The sequence below is a fragment of the Xanthomonas sp. 3307 genome (assembly GCF_014199735.1).
GTDB lineage: Bacteria > Pseudomonadota > Gammaproteobacteria > Xanthomonadales > Xanthomonadaceae > Xanthomonas_A > Xanthomonas_A rydalmerensis.
On sequence record NZ_JACHOG010000003.1, the window covers coordinates 388,487 to 412,942 of the forward strand.

At 66.4% G+C, this 24,456-nt stretch carries 15 protein-coding genes; 1 reads left to right on the plus strand and 14 read right to left on the minus strand.

The genetic code is table 11. The features are described from left to right. Positions 1-367 precede the first annotated feature (367 nt). Complete coding sequence (locus GGR64_RS10255; RefSeq protein ID WP_184645624.1) at positions 368-757, minus strand: helix-turn-helix domain-containing protein; 390 nt, start codon at positions 755-757, stop codon at positions 368-370. Between the two features lie 150 nt (positions 758-907). Between GGR64_RS10255 and GGR64_RS10260 the strand changes: the two genes are divergently transcribed. Then, a complete protein-coding gene (locus GGR64_RS10260; RefSeq protein ID WP_184645626.1) occupies positions 908-1,915 on the plus strand; it encodes an NAD(P)-dependent alcohol dehydrogenase in 1,008 nt (335 codons plus the stop codon). 250 nt (positions 1,916-2,165) lie between these two features. Here the strand turns inward: GGR64_RS10260 and GGR64_RS10265 are convergent, their stop codons facing one another. The 13 genes from GGR64_RS10265 to GGR64_RS10325 form a co-directional block, all read right to left on the minus strand. Next, positions 2,166-3,164 (minus strand): DUF3644 domain-containing protein, encoded by a 999-nt coding sequence (locus GGR64_RS10265; protein ID WP_184645628.1) that lies wholly within the window; start codon positions 3,162-3,164, stop codon positions 2,166-2,168. Positions 3,165-3,361: 197 nt separating this feature from the next. Further along, positions 3,362-4,267, minus strand: coding sequence for a hypothetical protein (locus GGR64_RS10270; RefSeq protein ID WP_184645629.1), 906 nt, complete (start codon positions 4,265-4,267; stop codon positions 3,362-3,364). Positions 4,268-4,374: 107 nt separating this feature from the next. Further along, a complete protein-coding gene (locus GGR64_RS10275) occupies positions 4,375-4,980 on the minus strand; it encodes a hypothetical protein (protein WP_260302983.1) in 606 nt (201 codons plus the stop codon). Positions 4,981-5,037: 57 nt separating this feature from the next. Continuing rightward, on the minus strand, positions 5,038-5,730 hold the full coding sequence (locus tag GGR64_RS10280; RefSeq protein WP_184645631.1) for a hypothetical protein: 693 nt from the start codon (positions 5,728-5,730) through the stop codon (positions 5,038-5,040). Positions 5,731-6,050: 320 nt separating this feature from the next. Continuing rightward, complete coding sequence (locus tag GGR64_RS10285) at positions 6,051-7,901, minus strand: beta-galactosidase family protein (RefSeq protein ID WP_184645634.1); 1,851 nt, start codon at positions 7,899-7,901, stop codon at positions 6,051-6,053. A 138-nt stretch (positions 7,902-8,039) separates the two neighbouring features. Then, positions 8,040-10,382, minus strand: a complete 2,343-nt coding sequence (locus GGR64_RS10290) for a GH92 family glycosyl hydrolase (protein ID WP_184645636.1) — start codon at positions 10,380-10,382, stop codon at positions 8,040-8,042. Positions 10,383-10,494: 112 nt separating this feature from the next. After that, positions 10,495-11,931: a glycoside hydrolase family 125 protein gene (locus GGR64_RS10295; RefSeq protein ID WP_184645638.1), complete on the minus strand. Its 1,437-nt coding sequence runs from the start codon at positions 11,929-11,931 to the stop codon at positions 10,495-10,497. Positions 11,932-12,103: 172 nt separating this feature from the next. Then, positions 12,104-13,546, minus strand: a complete 1,443-nt coding sequence (locus GGR64_RS10300) for a 6-phospho-beta-glucosidase (protein WP_184645640.1) — start codon at positions 13,544-13,546, stop codon at positions 12,104-12,106. Next, positions 13,521-14,456 carry a carbohydrate kinase family protein gene (locus GGR64_RS10305; protein ID WP_184645642.1) on the minus strand — a complete coding sequence of 312 codons (936 nt, stop codon included), beginning with the start codon at positions 14,454-14,456 and terminating at the stop codon, positions 13,521-13,523. Before GGR64_RS10305 ends, GGR64_RS10300 begins: the two co-directional genes overlap by 26 nt. Next, entirely contained in the window at positions 14,453-15,829 is a 1,377-nt protein-coding gene (locus GGR64_RS10310; protein WP_184645644.1) for an APC family permease, read from the minus strand. Before GGR64_RS10310 ends, GGR64_RS10305 begins: the two co-directional genes overlap by 4 nt. Continuing rightward, a complete protein-coding gene (locus tag GGR64_RS10315; protein WP_184645645.1) occupies positions 15,826-17,757 on the minus strand; it encodes a beta-galactosidase in 1,932 nt (643 codons plus the stop codon). Before GGR64_RS10315 ends, GGR64_RS10310 begins: the two co-directional genes overlap by 4 nt. A gap of 406 nt (positions 17,758-18,163) precedes the next feature. Then, positions 18,164-21,145 carry a TonB-dependent receptor gene (locus GGR64_RS10320; RefSeq protein WP_184645647.1) on the minus strand — a complete coding sequence of 994 codons (2,982 nt, stop codon included), beginning with the start codon at positions 21,143-21,145 and terminating at the stop codon, positions 18,164-18,166. Between the two features lie 631 nt (positions 21,146-21,776). After that, the gene (locus tag GGR64_RS10325; protein ID WP_184645649.1) at positions 21,777-24,452 is read right to left on the minus strand and encodes a glycoside hydrolase family 3 C-terminal domain-containing protein; all 2,676 of its coding nucleotides are present in this window, start codon (positions 24,450-24,452) and stop codon (positions 21,777-21,779) included. Between the last annotated feature and the right edge of the window lie 4 nt (positions 24,453-24,456).

Here is a 24,456-nt window from a genome sequence, read left to right on the forward strand (position 1 = left end):
ACGTCGTTGTGCTTGCGGCAGGCGGCCGCTGCAGCCGCGACGGGCAATCCCGCTAACGCGCGTCGCGGCGGCGGCCGTTCCTCAGAACTTGCGGTGCATTGGCCAAGCCCACTGTGGGAGGGACTTCAGTCCCGACGCCTTCCAGGGTCGGGTCACCGGCAGGCGTCGTTCGCCGCTGCTTGCATGATCGTTGACTCCCGCAAGTGGGCCTTCCTTCGCTGTTGAAGGCTCCCTTGCCTCGTCGGACCTTGCATCTGCAGCGATGTCGCTATCGACCATCAACGTTCTGCGACGCCACGGCGTGCGTCCTGCCACGCCGACGTCGCCTCGTGATGCGCGCGCCGGTTTGTGGAATCTCCTGCCCGAATCAATTAGCCGTCGCTTCGCCAAGTGCGCATTCCGGGGCTGCAGCGGCCGGCGCGCGCGTCATCTCGCTGCTGCGATACGACTCGCCCCATTCGCGCAGGCTGATCAGCACCGGCGCGAGGGATTCGCCCAGCGGTGTCAGCGCATATTCGACCTTGGGCGGCACCTGCGGATACACGTGCCGCACGATGACGCCGTCCTCCTCGAGTTCGCGCAACTGCAGCGTCAGCATGCGCTGCGTGGCATTGGGAACCAGGCGCGTCAATTCCATGAAGCGCTTCTTGCCGGACAGCAGGTGGAACAGGATCACCGGCTTCCACACCCCGCCGATCACCGAAAGCGTGACTTCGACCGCGCAGCCACTCTTGCCATCCTGACGTTTCAGACGCATGGTCGTTGTACCTACAAAATTGATAGTACCTGCGAAAATTGTACGTTCTTGCGATGCAGGAAGTGCATCCCGACAATGCCTGCAACACGGTCGCGCTGCAACCGGTGCAGCACTGCCCCTCGCCACTTTTTCGCTAAGGATGTCGTGCCCATGAAAGCCATCACCCTGCGCCAGCCCGCTGGCCTCGAGAACCTCCGCCTCGTCGATCTGCCCGATCCCGGCCAGCCGGGCGCCGGCGAGATCCGCGTGCGCGTGCATGCCAGCTCGCTCAACTTTCACGACCTGGGCGTGGTGACCGGCCGCATGCCCAGCGCCGACGGCCGCATCCCGATGTCCGACGGCGCCGGTGTGGTGGAGGCGGTGGGCGAAGGCGTGGACGAGTTCGCCGTGGGCGACGCGGTCGTCTCGAGGTTCTTCCCGAGCTGGCTGGATGGCGGACCGACCATCGCCGATTTCGCGACCGTGCCCGGCGACGGCGTCGACGGCTATGCGCGCGACACCGTGGTGCGCCCCGCGCACTGGTTCACGCATGCACCGCGCGGCTACAGCCACGCCGAAGCGGCGACGCTGACCACCGCCGGGCTCACCGCATGGCGGGCGCTGGTGGTGGACGCGCGCCTGAAGGCCGGCGACACCGTGCTGGTGCTCGGCACCGGCGGCGTGTCGATCTTCGCGCTGCAGTTCGCCAAGCACATGGGTGCCACCGTGATCGCCACCTCGTCGTCCGACGAGAAGCTGGCGCGTGCGCAGGCACTGGGCGCCGATTTCACCATCAACTACCGCCGCGATACCGACTGGGCGGCCAAGGTGCTCGACTGCACGAACGGCCGCGGCGTCGACGTCGTGATCGAAGTGGGCGGCCCCGACACGCTGGGGCAATCCATCCAGGCCTGCCGCATCGGCGGCCACATCGCCTTGATCGGCGTACTGACCGGCATTGCCGGCCAGGTGCCGACGGTGGCGCTGATGCAACGTCACCAGACCCTGCAGGGATTGATCGTCGGCAGCCGCAGCCACCAGCGCGACATGGTCCGCGCCCTAGACGCCACCGGCATCAAACCGGTGGTCGACCAGACCTTTGCGCTGGAAGACATCGCCGATGCGTTTGCGCATCAGGCGGCGGGGAAGCATTTCGGGAAGCTGTGCTTGTCGATCTGACGGAGATGCCTGAGCGGTCAGTGCTGTTGCGCTGACCGCGGTATCTGGTGGAGCAATTCGAGCCGCGAAAGAGAGTTGGTCATCCGCCCTAAAGTAGGCGCTGTTGCGTTCCGTTTGAGCGCGCACTGAAGCAAGCTTTTCTGCGCAGAACAATCAGTTGCTGTTCTTATGTTTTACCTTCGTTATGGTTTCGCTAGCGCAGCTCCGCAAGATCTGCGTTGCCGTACGTGATCGCTACCATTCCGTAGTTTTATAACTCCCGATCGGCATATGCGTCCAAAATGCGGTCGCGTATGTTGGGATTGTAAAAGTCCTTTTTGCTGCTGCTAGGATTGTTGGGGTCAAGTAGGCGCGAGTGGACAAGCCCGCGTTCTTTCATCAATGGCTTCTTGATGGCGTGGAACTCGGCGTTGAACTTGATGTCCGGCTTGCGGCGGCGCAACTGAGTCTGCAATTCGGCATAGGACCATGGGTACGTTTCCATCAGTTGGTCCTCGTCCAGCCGTATGGCAAGCGCTTCGGGATCGCGCGTGACCTGTACGTTAGCGGCCGTGTCGAGGTTTGATCGCCGCAGGCGTACATCAACGCGCACAGCTACTTGGTACTCGCCGTTGTTAGCAGGCTGTGTGGCTGTTGCTTGCAGACGATCAATCAATCGCTTTTCGTCTCGCGTGACCACAACGGCGCCCACTTCTTCGACCCCGTGGAAGAACGCAACAGGCAACATCAACGAAAGAGAAGAACCGAAGTCGCGGTCAAACCATGTCTTGCTCAGCGCCACATAGTTGCGCACACTCGCGCAGGCAAGTTCAAGCACGTTTCGCTGTAACAGCGCACTGGCGACGATGAAATGGGTAGCGTTGTCACGAACATCGATCATCGCTTCTAGATTCAATGACACTTCCTGAGGTACACGGTCGGCGCGGTCCTGTGCCTTTTCTAATGCGATAACGCAGGCGCTCAACTGCAATGTCATCGCATTGCCTGTGCGGTTCTTCTTCACGGTCATGTGCTTGGTGCTTTTCTCGCCACCCTTCAACTGTCGCGGGACACGTACCTGGATGGCCTTGGGGTCGTTCTTTGCCTCTTTCAACAACTTCGCTTTTAGCAGCAGTTCCCACGCATTGACGGCGAGGATGCAAAAAGTTTCTTCGCGGTACGAAAAAGTGGGCTTGTTGTACACCTCGATTGCCGCCAGCATCGCTGCGTGCGACTTTTCAATGAATTTTTGATGCAGTGCAGCGGCCATTCCGTAGCTCCCCGTTCCTATGGATGCATCATAATGACCTACAGGCCGGGCCTGTACAACGTCTTATAGGTGAAATTTATGCGCTGTGCATTGGTGAGGCCATCTGGAGCGCGCCGCAGGATGCTTAATTGCTAGCACCCTACTAGCAGCCGGAAAAAGCACGCGTGTGCGTATTTCTTCTTTTTCGCGATTGTCTCTCACAAGCCGTCTTCAATGTAGTCACAATGTAAGGCGATGTTCTGCTTCTTCCAGTCGTATAGATATTCGCGCTCGTCAAGATCCTTGCACTGCATGAGCAGCATGCTCGACTCAGGGTTTGTGATGACCTTTCGCGCCATGTATCGCCAGAAGTAGGGATTTCCGCCTGATTTTTCCGGTACGGGCACGAGGCGGGACAGGTTGATGGTGCCGCAGTCACCTGTCGGCGTGGTGTCTGCCACGTTCCACGAATTGAACGTCCCATCTGATGCATAGACGGCCTTGAATACTTGCCTAAAGGGGTTGGTGCTGATTTGGCACGTACGTTGTTCAACATCAATGCCTAGCGCCATGAACTGCTTTACGTAGTCCAGCTTGCGCGTTTTACAGGCTTGATTCATAGCGCTCATCTGTGCAGCAAAATCCCGGCGTGCTATGGGGCTCATGCGCGACACTGCCTTCTGCATCTCGTCGGTGCTCGGTGAGCCACTCAACGCCGCAAGGCCTTGTTGGGCCATATCGCACAAACCCTTCCAGTCGCTGCTCTCGTAAATTTTCTCGGGAGTTGTCTTCATTTCCTTTGCAAGAGCATCAGGCCAGTCTTGGGTCTCCTTCGCCAAGCGTTTTGCCGCGTCAGCGGCAGACAATCTCTGGCGAATGCTGATTTGCACGAAATCGCATGTCAGTAGGTCTCGCTCGGGTGGCGAGCACTCATAGGTAAGCCAGCCGTTCTCAACAGTGTTGTATACGCGGCCACCCAAGGAGTAAGGCGGCTCCTTTGCCATTGCGCCTAATGAGGTAAATGTGGCGATTACCAAGATTCCCAAGTCAACGATCTTTTTCTGATACATCCCCATTGTCATCTCCTTGCCCCCCCCGCCCCTTTGTATGTGGTGCAGCGTCATGTGCCATGGGCTATGCCTGAACAAAGCTAGACAAGAGCGGCAATGACCATGTCTAGGGCCAGGTGTACGCGCGATCCGAACAATCCAAAGGAGTCAACCTCGCTCCTTTATTGTCGAGTTATTATATTCGCCCCGCGCGATTGCTCAACAAGTGAGGCGGCAGCGCGAGTGAACTTGAATAATCTTTCCCCCTTGCCGTTGTGTGTTAGACCAAGAAGCCCCAGTCCAAGGAGTGTGTCCAAGTCATCTTCGGCAAAGCGAGGTTCCGTGATTTCCATGGTGCCGTTCTTACCGTCTATAAAGAGCAGAACGATGCCATCCATCATATGGATTTCAAGAAGTTTGCTTGCTCCCGAGTCGTTGAGCTGAGAGAGAAAGGACATTGCCTGAGCCGAAAGAACAGACTCAGGGTGAACAGATGTTGCGATGTCTTTGTAGAGGTCAATGCCAGAGGCCAAAGAAGCAAGTGACCTATCAAGAAGGGCGAGCCGATCCAAGATTTCTTGTCTCGACTCGTTAAGAATTGCTTTAATGCTTATGGTCGTTGCTGTGTTGGACTGCAAAAGGGAGCGAAGCTCGCCATGACGATTTTCAGAAAGCCACGTCATGAACTCGCCATAATCTTCTGATTTGGAGGTGTTTCGTTGCGAAACGAATTCCGCTAGTAGGCTTACGATTGTTGCGAAAGTGGCGGCAGTAGTCACTGGTTCCATGGGTTATAACGCCTAAATTAAGCCGCGCCACGAAATCGCGTCGGCTTGAATGAGTTTTTAGGTGCCGCGCTCGGCACGTGCCTTTTCCAGATGTTCTCGCATCGCATTCTTCTCGGCAGCGCGGTCATCGCTAGTGTAAATGTCAGCGCGGATTCGCTTGAATCCTCTTGCCAAATGGCCGAAGTCCTTCTGAAGCTTCTCCAGACTTTGTGCTATGGAGTAAAGGTGCGGCTTACCGAGTTGATAGCTGCCTTTGCGCTCGGACATGTCAATCACAAGAGTCTCGCTATAAGTCTCTTTCGTGGCGCTACGGTAAGAAATGTCGAAAGCGAGTACCGATGCGACCTTTACGTCGTGATCCTCGTGCATCTGGGTGAAGTGCGAGTAGCGCTCTTCTCCTGGCCCCAAATACGAGATGCCAGTGTGGAAGAAATTTGTCTCGGTGAGCTCGTCTAGCAGTGCCTTGGCTCCCTCGCCTCCGGCCAGAACCTTCGGGTTGAAAGCAATCTGGAGGGCTGGACCCAAGCCAATGTTCCTAACATGAAGCCGCTGGATATGAATTGCTTCGTCAACTGAGCGGAGAGTGACCTCGAGCTTTGGCTCCGTCTGTACTTTGCGCATGCGGCGCGTTTCCGATACCAGTTGCCAAGTCAGCGCCGCATAAACCGCTGTAGCGAGCGTGACCACACCCGTGAAGATGACCGTAAGTGCGCCCGAGTTGTCGTTGAGGAATTTCAGTAGGTCGCCCATAAGCCTTCCTCGCGGCGCTTGACCACATGTGGTGACAAAAACGGTATGTGAAAAACATGTGTGTAGTGAGGTGATACCGCTCCGTGTTGGAGCAGTACGCCCCCAAATTCAGTCCTTCGCCAGCTTTGCTATTCCCTAATTTTTACGTGTAACTCCCCGGCCATTCCCGAGTGTATCCCGCAAAGGCCGACGCTATCACTTGTTGACGCGCGTCACAAGTTAAAGGCCGCTCGGCGGAACCGCCGGCGGCCTTCATTTGTAGACAAGTTGTTCGGTCCCGCGGATTCGGGATTTACTCGACGGCTCGTTCTGCGAGGAACTCAGTTATTGGGCACGCTCCAGATCTGCCCCTTAACTCCACGTACGCTCACGTCCGCCGAACTATCCAAATCAAACACAATCACACTATTCGCCCCCTTCCGCTGCCAAGGCGCCGGAAAATACAACGCCCGCTGCGGCCCGATATTCCAGTGCCTTCCTAGATTGTGGCCATTCGCCCAGGCAAAGCCTTTGCCGAAGGCGCGCATGTCCAGGAACGTATCGGTTGGCGTGCCGATGGTGATGGTGCCGCGATGGAAGGCAGGGCCATCGACCTTGGCGGTGGTCCAGCCGGTGAGCGTGCTCGGGTCGTCCATCGGCAGGGGGAAGGTCTGCCAGCCGGTGAGGGGCTTGCCGTCGAGTAGCACGGGGTCGATCAGGCCGGCGTGGCCGTCGGGCAGGTGGGCGCCGTAGTTGATGCGGCCGGTGTTCTCCACCAGCACGTCGAGGGTGTGGGGGCCGGCGGGGATGTCCACGTCCACCGCGACCTGCTGCAAGCGGCGCTCGGCGCTGCCGGCCAGTTTTTGATCGACGTAGACGCGGGCGTAGTCGCGTACCTCGCCCAGGTACAGGCTGCCCTTGCGCGGGCCGGTGACGGTGGTGCGGTAGAGGATGTAGCCGTAGGCCTGGCCGTAGCGCTCCATCGGCTGCGGGGTGTCGGTGGTGGCGGCCGGGGCGGGCAGGTTGTCCCACAGCGAGGCGGATTCGCGCAGCGGCGTGGCGGGCAACTCGGCGAAGCGGATCGGCTTGGGTAGGGCCGGCGGGGCGATGCCGGTGACGCGCTGGATGGCGTCGCGGAACAGGGTGAACTTGGGGGTGGGGCGGCCGGCTTCGTCGAGCACGGCGTCGTAGTCGTAGCTGGTGGTCTGCGGGGCGTAGTGGTCGCTGGGGTTCTTCTGGAAGTTGGCACCATTCATGAAGCCGAAGCTGGTGCCGCCGACGAACATGTAGATGTTGGCGGAGTGGCCCTGGCGCAGGATCCATTCGAATTCGCTGGCCTGCTTGGCGCCGTCGGTGACGGCGTGCTGGCTGCCCCACTGGTCGAACCAGCCGGCCCAGTATTCGCCGACCATCTGCGGTTGCCCGGGGCGGAACTTGGCCAGGGTGTCGAAGGCGTTCTTGGCGTCGCCGGGGGCGAAGTTCACCACGGCCAGGGTGTCGGGCAGGGTGCCGTTGGCGAGCACGTCGGGGCCGTCGGCGGTGAACAGCAGGGCCTTGTCGAAGCCGGCGTGGACGAACATGGCGCGGTTGCGGCGCATGTAGGCGTGGTCGTCGCCGTAGGAGCCGTATTCGTTCTCCACCTGCACCGCGACGATCGGGCCGCCGTTGCCGTTGAGCCGCGGTTTGACCTGTGCGGCGAGCGCATCGAGATAAGCCTGGCTGGCGGCGATGAAGCGCGGGTCCTGGCTGCGCACGCGCATGCCCGGCTCGGCGAACAGCCATGCCGGGTAGCCGCCGGCTTCCCACTCGGCGCACACGTACGGGCCGGGGCGCAGGATCACGTTGAGACCTTGTGCGGCGGCTTCGTCGACGAAGGCGGCGATGTCGTTGTTGCCAGTGAAGTCGAACTGGCCCGGCCGCGGTTCCACCAGGTTCCAGAACACGTAGGTCTCCACCGTGTTCAGGCCCATTGCGCGCGCTTTCTGCAGGCGGTCCTTCCAGTAGGCGCGCGGGATGCGCTGGAAGTGGATGGCGCCGGAAATGACCTGGTACGGCTTGCCGTCGCGGATGAAATGATCGCCCTGGGTGGCGAAGGCGGGCCAGGCGGTGCTGCTGTCGGCAGCGTGCACGTGGGTGGCGGGCAGGGCGAGCGCCAGGGCGAGGGCAAGAGCGGCGAGGGTCGAACGCGGCATGAGGGATCTCGGAAGAGGCGATGCGGATGCAACGCAACAGACAACACGAAGCGCGCGCCGCAATGCAACCGGTCGCACGCACAAGGGCGGCGGTGGGGAATCAACCAATCCCGATTCCCCAATCTCCACTCCCGGCCGTCAAACGAACGATGGCGGCAGATCGTCCTTGCCCGCGCCGAACGCGGTGTTGGGCTTCGGCCCCATCTCCAGCTCCAGCGTACCGCCGGCGGCGAGGTCCGCATGGCGCAGCCAACTGCGGGTGTAGGGCTTACCGTTCCAGCGTGCGCGCTGGATGTAGACGTTGGCCGGGCTGTTGCCGTGGGCGACGATGCGCAGGGTGCGGCCGTTGCCCACGTCCAGTTCGGCGCGCTTGAACAGCGGGCTGCCCAACACATAGTTGGCGCTGACCGGGTCCACTGCGTAAATGCCCAGTGCGCTGAGCACGAACCAGGCGCTCATCTGCCCGCAGTCCTCGTTGCCGGACAGGCCGTTGCGCGCGTCGTGGTACTGCTCGCGCAGCAGCCGCCGCACCATCGCCTGGGTCTTGTACGGCTGGCCGGCGTAGGCGTAGAGGTAGGCGACGTGGTGGCTGGGTTCGTTGCCGTGCGCGTACTGGCCGACCATGCCGTCGATGTCCGGCGGCGCGTCCGCTGGCAGCTCGGAGCTGGTGGTGAACAGTTCGTCGAGCTTGGCGACGAAGTTGTCGCGGCCGCCGAACAGGTCCATGTAGCCGTACAGGTCGTGCTGGTTGAGGAAGGTGGCCTGCCAGGCGTTGGACTCGGTGAAGTCGCGCCACTGCGCGCTATGGCCCATCGCGCGCGGATCGAACGGGGTGGCCCACTGGCCGTCGCTCAGGCGCGGCTGCACGAACCTGCTTTCGCGATTGAACACGTTGCGGTACTGCCGCGAGCGTTCGCGCAGGTGCTTGGCATCGTCGTCGGCGCCGACCGCCTGCGCCAGGTGCGCCACCGCCCAGTCGTCGTAGGCAAATTCCAGGGTGCGGCTGACCGATTCGTCGACCTTGTCGCAGGGGATGTAGCCCATCTTCCGGTACAGCGCCAGGCCGTGCACGTCGTCGTCCATCGCGCGCTTGCGCCAGGCCGGGTACGCGGCTTTCCAGTCGATGCCGGTGAAGCCCTTGGCATGCGCCTCGGCCAGCACCACCGCGGAGTGGTAGCCGATCATGCAATCGGTCTCCACGCCCTGCAGCGGCCAGATCGCGACGCCCTGCGGCGATTCGTGGGCGCCGCGCACCAGGCACTGCACCAGGTCGGGCACGCGCTCGGGCTGCACCAGGGTCAGCAAGGGATGCAGGGCGCGGTAGGTGTCCCACAGCGAGTAGGTGCTGTAGTTGTGGTAGCCAGCCGGCGCCTGGTGCACCTGCAGGTCCATGCCGCGGTAGCGGCCGTCGGTGTCGCTGAACAGGGTCGGCGCGATCAGGCTGTGGTACAGCGCGGTGTAGAAGATGCGCCGCTGCGCCTCGTCGTCGCTGTCGATGCGCACCCGTCCCAGTTCCTTTTCCCATTCGGCCACGGCGGCGGCGTGCACGCGGGCGAAGTCGAAGTCGGGTAGCTCCGCGTCGAGGTTGGCCAGGGCGTTTTCGGCGCTGACCGCGGAGATACCGACCTTGACCAGCAGCGGCGCGTCGGCGGCGTCTGGGTAGTGCATGGCCAGTTTCAGCCGGTTGCCGTCGGCGCTGCGTGCGCTCGCGGCCAGCGGTTGGTCGTCGGCGTACAGCTGTGCGCTGGCGAACGGCCGCGACAGGCGCATCGCGAAGTAGATGTAGCGGCCCTTGGCCCACTGGTAGACGCGGCGGCCGCCGGTGACGGTCCGCGCATCGACCAGGCGCAGGCTGGCGTCCTCCACGCGGGTGGGGATGTCGGGCTTGTCCTGCATGCCGTGGCACAGGTCCAGCAGCAGGTGTGCCGGCTTGCCCTTGGGGAAGTGGTAGCGGTGCAGGCCGGCGCGCGCGGTGGCGGTGAGTTCGGCATGCACGCCGCTGTCCTTCAGGCGCACGCGGTAGTAGCCGGGCGAGGCGGCTTCGTCGGCGTGGTCGAAGCGCGAGCGGTAGCCGGCGTCGGGATCGTCGAGCGGGCCGGGCTGCAGTTTCACCTCGCCGACGGCCGGCACCACGAGGAAATCGAGCATGTCGCCGACGCCGGTGCCGGACAGGTGGGTGTGCGAGAAGCCCATGATCGAGCCGTTGTCGGCGTGGTAGCCGGAGCAGGCGTCCCAATCGGCGTTGGCGGTGTCCGGGCTCAGTTGCACCATGCCGAACGGCAACGTGGCGCCGGGGAAGGTGTGGCCATGGCCGCCGGTGCCGATGAACACGTCGACGTTGCGCGTGAGCTCGGCCTTGGCGCGCGCATCGGCCGGCAGCGCATAACTGCCGGCGCGTGCCTGCGCCAGGCGCGCGATGCCGCTGCTGCCGAACAGGGCCAGGGCGATGGCGCCCTGCAGGAAACCGCGTCGTGTGGCCATGGTGCTGTCCTCGGGGTGTGCGGCGGTGCGGTGGGGTGTGTGTGTTTTTGTAGGAGCGGCTTCAGCCGCGATGGGATTTACCGGTAACGCTCGGTCGCGGCTGAAGCCGCTCCTACGACAGCAACTGCGGCTTGCGCTGGTGCAGGTCGATGATCAGTTCGCCGAACAAGGTGTTGGCCCAGGCGAACCAGGGGCGGGTGAAGGTGTTCGGGTTGTCCTTGTCGAAGGCTTCGTGCATGAAGCCGGTGCCGGCGTCGGTGCTCTTGAGCCACTGCAGGCACTGGCGGATCTGCGCGTCGTCGTCGCTGGCCAGGGCGTACTGCATCAGCGACATCGGCCAGATCGTGCCCAGGCCGCTGTGCGGGCTGCCCACGCCCTCTGCGGCGCGGCCGCGATAGAAATACGGATTGCGCTCGCTCCAGGCCAGTTGCCGGGTGCGCAGGAACAGCGGGTCGCGGCGATCGCAGCAGCCGAGGTAGGCCAGGCTCAGCAGGCCGGGCGCGTTGGCGTCGTCGATGAACAACTGGTTGCCGTAGCCGTCCACCTCGTAGGCCCAGAACGGCTGGCCGTCGGCGTCGCGCATCTGCCCGAACTTTCGGGTGGCGGTCTCGACCTCGTCGGCCAGCGCGCGGCACTCGCCGGCGAAGGCGGCGTCGTGGTGCAGCGCCTCGCTCATCGTCGCCAGTTGCCGCAGCGAGGTCACCGCGAACAGGTTGGCGGGCACGAACAACGGGTACAGGCAGGCGTCGTCGGACGGGCGGAACATCGAGTGGATCATGCCGTTGGGCCGGGTCGGCTGCCCATAGCCGTCCAGTACCAGGGTCTCGGTGGCCAGCGGCGAGGGCCGCTGGAAACTGTACGGGCCGCGGCCGTGCAGGCGCTGCTGTTCGCGGAAGGTGCGCACCACCACGTGCATCGCCTCGCGCCAGTCGTCGTCGAACGGCGCGGCGTCGCCGCTGGCGCGCCAGTACTCGTGCGCCAGGCGGATCGGATAGCACAGCGAATCCACTTCCCACTTGCGCTCGCCGACGCCGGGCTTCATCTCGGTGATGTCGGCCACCGACCACTTCAGGCGCTGGCTGGTGCCGTCGGGCAGGAACGCGTTGGCGTAGGGATCCAGGCGGATGCAGGCGGCCTGGCGCTGGATCAGCCCGTGGTACATGCGCCGCAGCGCCGGGTCGCGCTTGGCCAGCGGCACGTAGGGATGCACCTGCGCGGAGGAATCGCGCAGCCACATCGCCTCGATGTCGCCGGTGATGACGAAGGTGTCCGGCTTGCCGTTGCGGGTGCCGGTCTCCACCGTGGTGTCGAGCGTGTTGGGGTAGCAGTTCTCGAACAGCCAGGCCAGGCGCGGATCGGCGATGCCGGCCTTGACCGTGCGCAACTGGCGCTCGACCGCGGCGCTGACGAAACGGCGCTTGCCCGGCGGCGGCCGCTTGCTGGGCAGGGCGTCGGAGGCTGCCGCGGTAGCGGCCGGAAGCGCCCCGCTCAGCAGCGCGGCGCCGGCGCTGGCGCCGAGGAAGTGGAGGATGTCGCGGCGGGTGGGCATGGCCTGGGAACGCTCCGTGGAATCGACAAACGCGCCCCGCACGGGGCCGGCACCGGGGAGGCGCCGGCCGCGGCCGGGAGTGCAGGTTGATGGTACCTATAACGGACCAATTTGCGACGACCTTACAACGTGTGGCCGTCCGATGCATCCTGCGACCGCACAACCGGCCGGCTCAGTGGGGGTGGTGCGCGCCGTGCCAGTGCATCGGTCCCGAGCACACGCACTCGCCGTCGTCGCTGTCGTTGCCGGCATGGCCGAACAGCGCGTCCAGCAGCCGCCGCGACGGGCTCCACTCGCCGATGGCCGGGTGGATCAGCATCGCCTTGCAGGCCTCCAGGTGGCTGCCGCTGAGCGCGGCGTCGATGGCGGCGTGCTCGTAGGCCTTGACCGTGCGCACCAGGCCCTGGATCGCCTCGGGCATCGGCCGCGCCGGCAGCGGGGTGATGCGGTCGCGCTCGATGGTGGAGGAGATCTCGACGATGTCGTCGTCGGCCAGTTCCGGCATGCAGCCCTGGTTACGCACGTTGACCACGTGCCGCCCGGGGAGCGCGCCGGTCAGCGCGCTCATCACGTCCACCGCGATGCGGTGGTAGCCGGTGCTGGCGCGGAACGGGTCCGGCTGCGGCGCCAGGTCGTCGGCGAAGGCCGAGCCGGCTTCGGCTTCCAGCTTCATGTACGAGCCGGAGCGCTGCCGCAGGTAGGCGGCATAGGTCTGCACCGCGCCGCTGCCGTCGCCGGCGTTGAGGCGGCTGCGCAGGTCGGCGATCAGGGTGTGGTTGAGTTGCTCGATCTCGCTGCCGCGGCTGGCGCCGCTGGCGCGCTGGTTTTCCAGGGCGCGGCTGCGTTCGTAGTAGAAGTACAGGTACTCGGTGGGGATCAGCCGCAGCGTGCGCAGCATGTCGAAGTCGAACAGCGGCGCCAGGTACAGCTGGCGCAGGACCGCGTCATCGGCCAGGATCCGGTCGAGCACGTCCTCGCCACGCACGCGCACCGCGCGGATCCAGCCCAGGTGGTTGAGGCCGACGTACTCGCAGTCCACGTCGGCGGGCGGCTCGCCGAGCGCGCGGGCGATGTTGTGAAACAACTCCACCGGCGTGTCGCAGATGCCGACCACGCGGGCGCGGGTGTGGCGGTTGATGGCCTGGGTGATCAGCCCGGCCGGGTTGGTGAAGCTGACCAGCCAGGCGTCGGGGCTGAGCCGCTCCACCATCCGCGCCTGCTCGATCGCCACCGGTACCGTGCGCAGCGCCTTGGCGACGCCGCCGGGGCCGGTGGTCTCCTGCCCGGCATAGCCGTGGCGGATGATGGTCTGCTCGTCGGCGGCGCGCTGGCGGATGCCGCCGATGCGGATGCTGTTGAGCACGAAGTGCGCGCCCTCGATCGCCGCTTCCGCCGAACTGGCGGCGTTGACCTGCAGCTCGCCGCCGAACTCGGCGACCACCGCGCGGCCGAGCGCGACCATCAGCGCCAGCCGCTCCTGGTCCGGATCGTAGAGCACGATCTCGCGCGCACCGAGCGCTTCGGCGGCATCGTTGACGCCGTACACCACCAGCGGCGCACGCACGCCGCCGCCGCCGATCAGGGCGAGTTTACGGTTGGGAAAGGAACTGCTCATGGAGACTCCTGAGACGTGGGGGATCGGGAAGGCCGTCGAGCGCGCCGAGCGCGGTGCAACAGGCGGCGCCGCACAGGCAGCCGCGCTGCGCGCAGGCATCGAGGGAAGCGTGGTCGAGCAGCGCGTCGATGAAGCCGGCATCGAATGCATCGCCGGCGCCGGTGGTGTCCTGCACGGCGACCGCAGGCGCAGCGATTAGGCGCGCGCCGGCCGCGTCCACCACGCAGGCGCCGGCGCCGCCGAGCTTGATCGTCACCTGCGCCAGGCCCAGCGCCTGCGCCCAGGCGCGGCAGGACGCGGCGTCGTCGCCACTGCAGCCGGCCAGCGCCGCCTCTTTCTGGTTGGGCAGGAAGTGGTCGACCGCGCGGCAGGTGGCGTGGTTGTCCGGATCGGCCAGCCATGCCGGGTTGAAGCCTACGTCCAGCGAGGTGCTGCAGCCGGCCGCGCGCAACGCCGGCAGCAGCGTGCGCGCCAGCGTCGCCGGCAGCGGCAGGGCGAAGTGCACGTGGCGCGCGGCGCACATCGCCTCCAGCGCGGCGGTGCTGCCCAGCAGCGGTTCCAACTCGGCATTGGCACCGGGATAGGTGAAGAACGAACGGTCCTCGCGCAACGACACGCTGGCGGTGACGCCGGTACCGGCGTGGTGGTCGACCAGGCCCTCGGTGCCGACGCCGAATTCGCCCAGGCGCTGTGCGAACCAGGCGCGGTCGCCGGCGCCGATCGCGCCGATGAGCGTCACCCGCCGCCCGAGCCGCGCCAGCCCGCAGGCGGTGTTGACGGTGCCGCCGCCGAGATCGCGGTGGTAGTGCCGCGCCATCGCTTCCTCGCCCGGCCCGGGCCAGCTGGCGAAGCCGCTGAAGATGTGGTCGAGATAGACCTCGCCGACCACCGCGACGTCATGGGTTTTCATTGCTGGAAGGGCCATGCTGCCTCGCGTTTGGCCTGGATGAGATAGAGCGCGGTGCCCGCGCACAGCGCCAGCACCGCCGCCAGCAGCCGCGGCAGCGGGCTGGTGGCCAGCAGCGCCAGCCAGCCGCAGACGCTGATCAGCAGCGGCCACGGATACAGCGGCATGGCGAAGCTGGCGCGGCGCCGTGGCTGCCGCCGCAGCAGCACCACGGCCATGCATTGCGCCAGGAACTGGAACAGGATCTGGATGATCATCAGCGTGGCGATCAGGTCGTCCAGCGACAGCGGACAGGCCAGCGCCGAGGTGAGGCCGACGAACAGCAGCGACACGGTGGGAAAGCGTCCGCGCGGGTGCAGCCGTGCGAACACGCCGAAGAACTGGCCGGACGCCGCCGCGGCGTACGGCACCCGCGAGTAGCCCAGCAGCACCACCAGCGCCGAGCCCCAACTGGCGAGCACGATCAGCGCCACCGCGACGGTGCTGCCCACCGGGCCATAGATGGCCTGCATGAAGTCGGCGACCACCGCCTTGGACTGCGCCGCCTGCCGCCACGGCAGCACGCCGAGCAGGGTCACGTTCAAGCCCAGGTACAGCACCGCCACGATCGGGATCGACCACAGCACCGCGCGTGGAATCGTGCGGCGCGGCTTGCGGATCTCGCCGCCGAGCATGCACACGTTGTTGTAGCCGCCGTAGTCGTACACCGCGATCAGCGCCACCGCGCCGAACCCCAGCCAGAAGCCGTGCGGCGAGGCCGGCCGCGCGTGCAGGAACTCGCGCGCCAGCGCCATGTCGAAATGCAGCGCGCCGCTGAGCACGATCCACAGGCAGGCGGCGATCACCACCGCGCTGACCAGCAGCGACAGCACCTGCACCGAGCGCACCTGCCGGTACAGCAGCGCGGTGTTGAACAGGCACAGCGCCATGGCGATGCCGGTGAGCGCGGTGTGGCTCAATCCAGGCATCAGGTAGGCCAGGTACTGCGCGCAGCCGACCGCGGCGGCAGCCACCGACAGCGGCGCGGTCAGCAGCGTCTGCCACAGGTACAGGAAGCCGAACAGGCGCCCGGCGCGGTCGCGGCCATAGGCCTCGCGCAGGTAGTGATACGGCCCACCCGAGCGCGGGATCGCCGAGCCGAGTTCGGCCCACACCAGGCCGTCGCACAGGCACAGCAGCGCGCCGACCACCCAGCCCAGCAGCACCGCCGGCCCGGCCAGCGCCGACAGCGCCAGCGGGATGGTGATGAACGGGCCGATGCCGATCATGTTGAGCAGGTTGGCCGACAGCGCGCTCCAGAACCCCAGCGTGCGCGGCGGCGCGCCCTGGTCCGCGGCGGACGAAGAGGACGCGACGGGGGCGGCGAGCGACGTCATGTGCATGCGCGATCCTGCGGGGAGGGAAGGGGAGCGAAGGCCTGTGTTGCAGGCGCGGGCACCAGGCCGTCGGCACAGCGCACCAGGCCCGGTTGCAGGCGATGCAGATCGAGGATCAGGACCTGGTTGGCGCCGGCGCGCAGCCAGGCGCCGGGGCAGTACAGGCACTGCTGCGGGCCGATGTCCCAGTAGCGGCCGAGCAGGCGCCCGTTGACCCACAGATAGCCCTTGCGCCAGTCGCGCATGTCCAGGTGCACGTCGCCGGGCTGGTCCAGGCTGAATTCGGTGGCGAAGAACAGGCCAGGGCGCTGCGGCGGCGCCTGCAGCGGGCGCAGCGACGGCGTCGGGTCTGCTTCCAGCGCCAGCCCGCGCACCTCCCAGTCGTGCAGGTCCTGGCCATCGAGCCGCACCGGACCGAGCAAGCCCTTGCGATCGCCCAGCGCCGGGCCGAAGTTGATGTGGCCGAAGCTGTCGACCAGCACTTCGAGATCGCGCGTGTCCTTTGCTGCATCCGGCAAACGCAGGTGCAGCGCACTGTGCAGGTGCGGGTGCCGCACCCGCGACACGTGGTCCAGCTCGCGCCCGTCGACATGCACCACCGCGTAGTCGTGGACCTGCCCCAGGTGCAGCGCCTGGCCCGCGCCGATCCGCCGCCGATACCGCACCAGGCCCTGGTCCTGGCCGAGCAGGCGCTGGTTGTCGGTGGGGGTATCGGTCTGCAGCGCGGGGCCGAGGTTGTCCCACAGCGCGGCCACGGGTGTGGCCTGCACCGCGTCGAAGTGCGCGCGGCGCGGTGCGGCCGGCACCGGCGGCAGTGGCGCGTCGGCTTGTGCGGCGATGATCTTGCGCAGCGCGAAGTACGCCGGGGGGGCGCGGCCGGCCTCGTCGATCGGCGCGCCGTAGTCGTAGCTGGTCAGCGCCGGCTGGAACTGCGAGCCGTCGTCCTCGGCATTGGCCCCGGCGCTGAGCCCGAAGTTGGTGCCGCCGTGCACCACGTACAGGTTGAACGAGTAGCCGGCGGCGGCGATGCGGCGCAGCAGCGGCGCGTAGTCGCGATGCGCGAACTGCGGCTCGCCCCAGTGCGTGAGCCAGCCGGGATAGCCCTCGGACACCCACACCGGCGCCTGCCCGGCGAAGGCCGTGGCCGCCTGCAGATCGTGCAGATCGGGACCATCCAGGCCGAGCGCGGCGCCGGGCAGCATGGCCTGACGCCGGCGCAGATCCTTGAGCCCTTCGGCCAGCGAGAACGGCCCCTCGACCCCATGCGCCCGCCACAGCGCGGCCAACGCCTGCAGATAGCCGATGTCGCTGCCGTGCATCGAATACTCGTTCTCGATCTGCAGCATCAGCACCGGACCGCCGGCGCTGGCCATCAACGGCGCGATGCGCGGCGCGATCGCGCCGATGTAGCGTTCCACCGCCGCCATGTAGCGCGTGTCGTGGCGATCGCGCAGGCGGATGTTCGCCTCGCGCAACAGATACGGCGGCAACCCGCCCAGCGTCCATTCCGCGCACACATACGGTCCGGGCCGCAGATACACCCACAGCCCCTCCTGCTGGCACAGCCGGATGAACCCGACGAAATCGCGCTCGCCACTGTCCAGATCGAACTGTCCCGGCGCCGTTTCCAGCGCATTCCACATCAGGTACAGCGCGATGGTGTTCAACCCCATCGCCTTGGCCATGCGGATGCGATGCAACCAATCCGCACGTGCGATCCGCAGCGGATGCAGCTCGCCACTGCGGATCTGCCACGGCTGGCCGTCGAGCGTGAAGCGTCCTTGCGCGAAGCCGAATGCGTGCGGCCGTCCATCCGGCACCGGCGCCGGCACCGGCACTGATGCTGGCACAGCTGCGCGCAGCATCGGCATCGCCGCCAATCCCAACGGCGCCAACAACCCGAACCGGCAGAACGCGCGGCGCTTCATTGCGGGCTCCAACTGGAGCACTGCTGTTGCTGTGTTTGTTGCTGTTGCTTTTGCTCTTCAGCTTTTGATTTGCCAGGGTCCCCTCCGCAGCGGCGGAGCTGGCGGGTAAAACCCCCCGCAGGGGGGCGGCGCACATGGACGTGCGCCGTTTTCGGCCGGGGCAGGATGCCCCGTCCGAAAATCCCGTCAGCGGAGCGGACCCGCGCAGCGGGCGCTGCGGCGGGGTGTGCTTTCTTTTGGTTACTTTTCTTTGCACAAGCAAAGAAAAGTGACTCGCCGTCAGGCGAAAGTTTTTGCTTTTGCTTGCCTACCCAGGCAGTACCGGTAAAGCCCGTCGGGACTGAAGTCCCTCCCACAAAAAGCGTGGCACCTCCAAACGATGGCATCGCCGTGCGCACGCCGCGGCCTAGAACGCGTACTTGACGGTCAACAGCGTCATCATGCCGGCATCGACGATGTCCGACACCGCCAGATTGTGCCGGCCCACGTGGCCCCAGTAACTGTATTCCTTGGTGAGATTGGAGATCGACAGATCCACATTCACCCCATTGTCGAACCGATAACCCGCATGCAGATCCACCCGCCGCGTCGGCCGCGCCCACAGGTCGTCCCACGGCGCGTTCTGGTGCAGGAAATCGTAGTTCAGCAGATAGGAACTGCTGAAGTGATAGCTCAGGTTCACCGAGAACTTCGAGCGCTCGTAGAACAGCTCCAGATTGGCCATCGCATTCGGTGCCGACTGCATCTGCTCGTCTTCGAAGCCGGCCATGCCCAGATCGGCGTGCGCATGCTGGCGCGTGGCATTGGCGCTGACGCCCAGCCCATCGAACGGCGCCGGCAGATCCTGGAAGCGCTGCCGCGCGCTGACCTCCACGCCGTAGACGCGGCCGTCGCCGCCGTTGGTCGGCATCTGATAGAACACCGTGCCGCTGCCGCTGGTGTCCGAATTGGCCTGGCCGGAACCGGCGTCGTAGATGTAGTGGTGCAGGCGCTTGTAGAAGCCGGCCACCGAGAAGAACCCGCCGTGGTCGGTGGCCCACTCGCCGGACAGATCCAGGTTGGTCGAGGTGATCGCCTTCAGGTCCGGATTGCCCTGGGTGATGGTGGTGATCGGCGGCACGGCGTTGGACACGCTGATTTGGCTGCCGCCACCCAACTGCACGAACGCCGGACGCGTATAGCTGGTCCACAGCGCGGCGCGATAGGTGGTGGCGCTGTCCGGGCGCCAGGTCAGGAACACGCTGGGCAGCGGCTGGTCGTAGTGCGTGCTGTTGGCGGCGAAGTAGCCGACCTGCTCGTTGCCATTGCTGTCGGTGGGCGTGGTCCAGAAGGTGTTGTGGATGCTGGTGTGCTCGAAGCGCACCCCGGGTACCACTTCCAGGCTGCCGAAGTTGAAGGTCGCCATCGCGTAGGCGGCGCTGACCGCCTCGGTACCGCGCATGGTGTTGCAGTTGTAGTTATTGACGTAGAACGCGCTGCCGCAGGTATCCAGGTCGTCGTCGGTGAGGTGGTTGGCGATCACCTGCGCCACCGCGCCTTCGCTGACCCGCGGCGTGGCCCAGTGGTACTTGCCGGGGAAGATCGCGGCATAGCCGCCGTTGAAGATGCCCAGGTCGCCCAGCGTGCTGGTGTCGGGCACCGGGCCGGTCCACCAGTCGCGGTTGCTGTAGTGGCGGCTGCTCTTGCTGTACTTCACGCCGAACTGCAGCGCGGTCAGCGCGCCGTCGCTGAAGTCGTAGTGCGCGTCGAACTTGGCGCCGCCCTTCTTCTGCCCGGAGTAGATCTTGGTCGATTCGCCGTAGCTGCTGGCGTACAGCGAAGGGATGTTGTTGACCTGCGCCAGCAGCGCCGGGGTCAGCTGCGGGTAGGGGAAGGCGCCGCTGCCGTATTGCATGAGGCTGCTGCCGGAGTAGGCGAAGTTGGCCTGGCTGAACTTGTCCTCGCGCCCGTCGATCTCGATGTGGTCGGGACGGTCGTTGTCGCCGAAGCTGTAGAACAGGTTCGGCGACAGCGTCCAGTTGCCCACGGTCTTGCGCGCGCCCACCTGGAAGGTGGCCAGGTCGGCGATTTCCGGGTTGGTCTCGTACCAGAAGCGCGCGGCGATGCGGTTGATGTTGGGCGAATACACGCCGGGCGTGGCGCTCGGCACGAAGCTGACGTCCTGCGGCAGCAACTGCACGAAGGTGGTGCCCTGGTCGGTCTTGGCGTAGGCGTAGGTGGCGCGCGCGTACACCGACAGGGTGTCGTCCACGTTCCAGTCGAAGGCCGCGTTGCCGCCGTAGCGGCGCTCCCAGCCGGCGACCACGCCGACGTTCATGCCGGTGCTGGTCAGGTTGTCCTGCGGCGCGTAGCCGGCGGCGTTGCTGCCGTCGGCATTGGCGTGCAGGAATTTCCATGAGCCGTCGTTGAGCGCGCTGGTGGCCGCGGCCACCTCGCTGTTGGTCGAGGTACGGTAGTCGTAGTAGGCGCTGGCGTAGACGCCGAACTGCTGCTCGTCGCCGAATTTGTGCTGGAACTCGCCGGCCAGGCCGCCGCCGAGGCCGTCGCCGCCGTAGTCGCGGGCGCGGCTCTCGACGCGGCCGCTGACGGTGACGCTGCCGCTGCTGGGATCCTTGTAGTCGTAGGCGGTGGGCGTGCGGAAATCCAGGGTGCCGCCGATCGCGTCGCCGTCCATGTCGGCAGTGGAGGTCTTGTTGGCGACGATGGTCTGCAGGCCCGAGGGCGGCAACAGGCTCAGCTGCACGCTGCGGCTGTACGGCATGCCCTGGGCGACGGTGACGCCGTCGATCAGGTTGACGTTGTATTCGGAAGGCAGGCCGCGCACCGAGGCGAACATGCCTTCGCCGCGTGCGGCGCCATCGACGCCGCCGAAGTAGCCCGAGCCGCTGTAGGTGATGTTGATGCCGGCGATCAGGCCCAGCGCCTCGGCGACGTTGTGCACGGCGGTGTGCTCGAGATCGTTCGCCGACAGCACGTCAACGGTATTCGAGGCGTTCATCTTCAGCGTGCTGGCGTCGTAGCGGTTGGCCGCCACGCTGATCGTCTGCAACTGCTTGGCCTCGTCCAGCGCGATCGACACATTGGCGGCGCCGCTGTCGGCGACCTGCACGGTGGTTTCCGGCGCGCTGAAGCCGGGATAGTCCAGCTGCAGCGCGTACTGCCCGGCCGGCACGTCGGCGATGACGAAGCGGCCCTGTGCGTCGGTGACGGCGCTGAGCGCAGTGCCGACGATGGCGACCTTCGCATGCGCGGCGGGCTTGCCGCTGCTGCGCTCCTTGAGTTCGCCCTGCACGGTGCCGGCCAGCGCCGGTGCGGCGGCGGCAAGGCCGGTGATGGCCAGAATGGCGGCGCACAGCGCCTTGCGCTTGCAATAGGGATGGGTTGCCACGTGACACCTCGCTGATCGTGATCGATGCGGGCACGCGCCAAAGGCGACGCGCCGCTGCGTTCCTGGGAGGCAGACACGGTGGACGGACGGCGCGCGCGCTCGGACCGCACGCCGGGCGGCGTGCAAGCAGGACAAAGCGAACGGCGACCGACGCGAGGCGTCTGCCGGCTGGGCGGACCGTTAAACGGCGATCAGTGGCGTGGCGGTGAGTAGCCGGCGATGCACTTGGAGCGCGAACGCAGCGCGCTCAGTTTGTAGCGACGGGTCATGCGCAGCGGCTCCCGTGCGTGCCCGCGCGGTGCGCGGACAACAGGCAGGGCGCCGGAACTCCGGCGAGGCATCGATCCTGGCTGCGACGACTGCATGACATGGCACATCACCCCTGGAACTGCCCTGGAGAACGCCGCAGGTGCTGCGGCGTCCGGCGCGTCTGGCATCGTCGGTGCGTGGCACCGACGTGTTATCGATACCTCTGTCCCGGAAGGCTGTCAATAGGTCGTGAAAAATAAATCGGCAGGACGCTGCAACAGGGGATCGTGGTGCGCGGCGGCAGAAGGCCGGCGGGCATTTGCGCTGCACCGCCGCATGCGTTGGCGCATTTCGTAGACGGGGCCACAGGCGGCCACGTCGCTCACTTCGGCAGCACCACCCTGCCGCTGATCGAGAACGCGGCGCTGTCGCCGGGCGCGCCGGTGCCGGGCTGGCCGCCGCCGACGAACAGTCGGTAGTCGCCGGCTTCGACCGCGCGCTGGCCGCTGCGGTCCACGTCGCTGAGTTGGCGCGCGTCGAGCGCGAAGCTCAGCGTGCGTGCCTCGCCCGGCTGCAGGTGCACGCGCTGGAAGCCGACCAGGCTGCGCAGCGGTGACTGCGCGCGCTGCGGGTACTGCAGGTACACCTGCACCACCTCGTCGCCGGCGCGCGCGCCGGTGTTGCGCACGGTGGTGGTGACGCGCAAGGCGTCGCCCGCCTGCAGCGTCGCGGCCGACAGCTGCGGCGCGTCGTAGGCGAACTGGGTGTAGCTCAGCCCGTAGCCGAACGGGAACAGCGGCTCGCCCTTGAAGTAGCGGTAGGTGCGGCCCTTCATGTCGTAGCTGACGTAGGGCGGCAGGTCCTTGGTCGAGCGGTAGAAGGTCACCGGCAGGCGACCGCCGGGGTTGATGTCGCCGGCCAGCGCCTGGGCGATCGCGGTGCCGCCGGACTGGCCGGGATACCAGGCGGCGATGATCGCGTCGGCATGCTGCTTGGCCCAGTTCAACGCCACCGCGCTGCCGCTCATCAGCACCACCACGAGTGGTTTGCCGCTGGCCTTGGCCCGTTCCAGCAGCGCCTGCTGTGCGGCCGGCAGGGCCAGGTCGTTGCGGTCGCCGCCGTCGAAGCCCGGCACGTCGATGCGCAGTTCCTCGCCTTCCACGTCCGGCGACAGACCGACGAAGGCCACCACCGCGTCGGCCTGCGCCACCGCGCGTTCGGCCTCGGCCAGTTGCAGCGCCGGCGGCGCCAGCCACTCCAGGCGCAGGCCCTGGTCCTGGCCACGGTGCTCCAGCTCCAGGCGGATCCGCCGCGGCCTTGCGTCGTCGAAATGCAGCACGGTCTCGACGTTGCGGCCGTCGGCGTTGTGCATGCCGGCCGGCACGTGCTTGTCCTCGGCATTGCCGGCGACCACCAGCTGATCGTCGATGTACAGGCGCACCGGGTCGTGTCCGGCGCAATCGAAGCAACGCGCCACGCGCACCGCCAGGGTGTAGTCGCCGGGGCCGGGCGGCAGCAGTTCGCCGCTCCAGCGCACCGAGTAGCGGTCCTTGTCCACGCCCTTGGCCGGGGCCACGTGATCCCAGTTGAAGCCGACCACGCGGTCCTGGCGCTGCACGCGCGGCCTACCGGCCAGGTCCAGGTTGTCGAAGTACTCGCCGCGCAGCCCGGGCTTGCCGTCGCTGCGCAGCGCGGTTTCGGGGATCATGCCGGGCACGCCGGCGGCCAGCGGCGCGCCCTGCGCATAGGTGACCTGGGTGGCGCCGAAGCGCGTGCGCAAGCCTTGCAGCGGCGTCACCGGGTCCACGGAGGTGCCCTGGTAGTTGGCTTCCAGCACGGCCAGCGCGTCGGCGTTGGGGCCGAGCACGGCCAGGCGCAGGCCCGGGCGCAGCGGCAGGGTGGCGTTGGCGTTCTTCAGCAGCACCAGCGATTGCTGCGCGGCCTGCAGCGCCAGTGCGCGGTGCGCGGCGCTGTCGATGTCCTTGGCGCCCAGCCGCGCATACGGATCGTTGCGCCGCGGCTGCAGCTCGCCGAGCCGGTAGCGCGCGGCGAATAGGCGCACCAGCGAGCGGTCGAGCAGGGCTTCGTCGGCTTCGCCTCGGTCGAAGGCCAAGCCGAGTTCGCGGTAAGCGTAGCCGCAATTCAGATCGTGCCCGGCCTTGAGCGCGGCCGCGGACGAGCCGGCATTGTCGGCGCGGTAGTAGTGGAACTGGGTCATGTCGTCGATCGCATCGCAATCGGACACGACGAAACCCTTGAAGCCCCAGTCGCCGCGCACGCGGCCGTCGAGCAGCCAGTCGGCGGCGCAGGCAGGCGTGCCGTGCAGGGAGTTGTACGCGCACATCACCGAGCCGGCCTGGCCGTCGACGATGGCGGTGCGGAATGCCGGCGAGTAGGTGGCCTCGAAATCGTGCGGCGACACGTCCACGTCGAAGCCGTGGCGGCCCGGCTCCGGCCCGCTGTGCACGGCCAGGTGCTTGGGCGTGGCGATGGTGCGCGGGTGCGCCGGATCGTCGCCCTGCAGGCCGCGGATGAAGCCGACCGCCAGCCGTCCGGTGAGGTAGGGATCCTCGCCGTAGGTCTCCATGCCGCGGCCCCAGCGCGGGTCGCGGAAGATGTTGATGTTGGGCGACCAGATGGTCAGCCCGGCGTAGCGCGGATGGTCCTTGCCTGGGCCGCCGGCGAGGTTGAACTTGGCCCGCGCCTCGGTCGAGGTGACGGTGCCGACCTCGTGCAGCAGCTCGGGATTCCAGGTCGCGGCCAGGCCGATCGCCTGCGGGAACACCGTGGCCTCGCCGTTGCGGGCGATGCCGTGCAGGCCCTCGCTCCACCACTCGTAGGCGGGCACGCCCAGGCGCGGGATCGCCGGTGCGTCGTTCATCGCCTGCGCGATCTTCTCGGCGCGGGTCATCTTCGCCACCAGCGCGGCGGCGCGGTCCTCGGCCTCGTCGGCATGGGCGAGCGGGGCGGCGAGCAGGGCGATCGCGCACAGCGCCTGTGCCAGCGGCTGTAGGAGCGGCTTCAGCCGCGACCCCGCACCGGCCGATGCATGCGACATCTCC

Excerpts from the sequence above, each read along its gene's own strand:
- GGR64_RS10255 (WP_184645624.1), bottom strand. The coding sequence starts at position 757 with ATGCGTCTGAAACGTCAGGATGGCAAGAGTGGCTGCGCGGTCGAAGTC.
- GGR64_RS10260 (WP_184645626.1), top strand. The coding sequence starts at position 908 with ATGAAAGCCATCACCCTGCGCCAGCCCGCTGGCCTCGAGAACCTCCGC.
- GGR64_RS10265 (WP_184645628.1), bottom strand. The coding sequence starts at position 3,164 with ATGGCCGCTGCACTGCATCAAAAATTCATTGAAAAGTCGCACGCAGCG.
- GGR64_RS10270 (WP_184645629.1), bottom strand. The coding sequence starts at position 4,267 with ATGACGCTGCACCACATACAAAGGGGCGGGGGGGGCAAGGAGATGACA.
- GGR64_RS10275 (WP_260302983.1), bottom strand. The coding sequence starts at position 4,980 with ATGGAACCAGTGACTACTGCCGCCACTTTCGCAACAATCGTAAGCCTA.
- GGR64_RS10280 (WP_184645631.1), bottom strand. The coding sequence starts at position 5,730 with ATGGGCGACCTACTGAAATTCCTCAACGACAACTCGGGCGCACTTACG.
- GGR64_RS10285 (WP_184645634.1), bottom strand. The coding sequence starts at position 7,901 with ATGCCGCGTTCGACCCTCGCCGCTCTTGCCCTCGCCCTGGCGCTCGCC.
- GGR64_RS10290 (WP_184645636.1), bottom strand. The coding sequence starts at position 10,382 with ATGGCCACACGACGCGGTTTCCTGCAGGGCGCCATCGCCCTGGCCCTG.
- GGR64_RS10295 (WP_184645638.1), bottom strand. The coding sequence starts at position 11,931 with ATGCCCACCCGCCGCGACATCCTCCACTTCCTCGGCGCCAGCGCCGGC.
- GGR64_RS10300 (WP_184645640.1), bottom strand. The coding sequence starts at position 13,546 with ATGAGCAGTTCCTTTCCCAACCGTAAACTCGCCCTGATCGGCGGCGGC.
- GGR64_RS10305 (WP_184645642.1), bottom strand. The coding sequence starts at position 14,456 with ATGAAAACCCATGACGTCGCGGTGGTCGGCGAGGTCTATCTCGACCAC.
- GGR64_RS10310 (WP_184645644.1), bottom strand. The coding sequence starts at position 15,829 with ATGACGTCGCTCGCCGCCCCCGTCGCGTCCTCTTCGTCCGCCGCGGAC.
- GGR64_RS10315 (WP_184645645.1), bottom strand. The coding sequence starts at position 17,757 with ATGAAGCGCCGCGCGTTCTGCCGGTTCGGGTTGTTGGCGCCGTTGGGA.
- GGR64_RS10325 (WP_184645649.1), bottom strand. The coding sequence starts at position 24,452 with ATGTCGCATGCATCGGCCGGTGCGGGGTCGCGGCTGAAGCCGCTCCTA.